A 1,637-nucleotide genomic window follows, 5' to 3' on the forward strand; every position below is an offset into this window, starting at 1 on the left:
ACGCTGCTGGTCGCGGAGCGGGTCGAGTCGTACGAGGACGTGTACACGCACAAGGACCGGATGCCGGTCTTCGACGTCCCCGCGGGCCACACCGATGCCTCTTGGCTGCGTCATCAGGTGGCCGAGGGCCTCAAGTGGCGGTTCCCCGAAGGCGTCCCGGACGGCTACGAGGAACGCTGCGACTACGAACTCGGCGTCATCGAGGGCAAGGGCTTCCCGTCCTACTTCCTCATCACCGCCGACCTCATCCAGCACGCGCGGGAGGTCGGCATCCTGGTCGGCCCCGGCCGCGGGTCGGCGGCGGGCGCGCTCGTCGCGTACGCGCTCGGCATCACGAACCTCGACCCGATCCCGCAGAAGCTGCTGTTCGAGCGGTTCCTGAACCCGGAGCGCATGTCGATGCCCGATATCGACATCGACTTCGACGACCGCCGCCGCGGCGAGATGATCCGGTACGCCACCGACAAGTACGGCGCGGACCGGGTCGCGCAGGTGATCACCTTCGGCACGATTAAGACCAAGGCGGCGATCAAGGACTCCGCCCGCGTGCACTTCGGCCAGCCCGGCTACTCGATCGCGGACCGGATTTCGAAGGCGCTGCCGCCGCCGATCATGGCGAAGGACATTCCGCTGTCGGGCATCGTCGACTCGAAGCACGAGCGCTACGCCGAGGCGGCCGAGGTCCGCACCCTGGTCGAGACCGACGAAGAGTGCAAGACGATCTTCGACACCGCCCGCGGCCTCGAAGGCCTGATCCGCAACGCGGGCGTGCACGCCTGCGCGGTGATCATGTCGAGCGAACCGCTCACCGACGCGATCCCGGTGTGGCAGCGCGACGACGGTTCGATCATCACCGGCTGGGACTACCCGTCGTGCGAGGCCATCGGCCTGCTGAAGATGGACTTCCTGGGCCTGCGCAACCTGACTGTCATCGGCGACGCGCTGGAGAACATCAAGGCCAACCGCGGCGAGGAGATCGACCTCGACCGGCTCGGCTTCGACGACCCCGAGGCGTACAAGCTCCTCGGCCGGGGCGACACGCTCGGCGTGTTCCAGCTCGACGGCGGCGCGATGCGCGACCTGCTGCGGCGCATGCAGCCGACCGGGTTCGAGGACATCATCGCGGTCCTCGCGCTGTACCGCCCCGGTCCGATGGGCATGAACGCGCACAACGACTACGCCGACCGCAAGAACAACCGGCAGCAGATCAAACCCATCCACCCGCAGCTGGAGGAACCGCTGCGGGAGATCCTGTCCGAGACCTACGGCCTGATCGTCTACCAAGAGCAGATCATGCAGATCGCCCAGAAGGTCGCGGGCTACACGATGGGCCGAGCGGACACGCTCCGCCGCGCGATGGGCAAGAAGAAGAAGGAAGTCCTGGAGAAGGAGTACGAGGGCTTCGAAGAAGGCATGAAGTCCAGTCCGCTCGTCGAGGGCGGCTTCTCGCCGGAAGCGGTCAAGGCGCTGTGGGACACGATTCTCCCGTTCGCCGGGTACGCGTTCAACAAGTCGCACGCCGCCGCGTACGGCCTGATCGCGTACTGGACGGCGTATCTGAAGGCGAACTACACCGCGGAGTACATGGCCGCGTTGTTGACGTCGGTGGGGGACAACAAGGACAAGTCGGCGATTTA

At 66.4% G+C, this 1,637-nt stretch carries 1 protein-coding gene; it reads left to right on the top strand.

The window, feature by feature from the left end:
• A partial coding sequence (dnaE, locus tag BM362_RS46010; RefSeq protein ID WP_143132668.1) for a DNA polymerase III subunit alpha occupies nt 1-1,637 on the top strand: 1,637 nt, incomplete at both ends.

This window comes from Amycolatopsis rubida (genome assembly GCF_900115345.1).
GTDB lineage: Bacteria > Actinomycetota > Actinomycetes > Mycobacteriales > Pseudonocardiaceae > Amycolatopsis > Amycolatopsis rubida.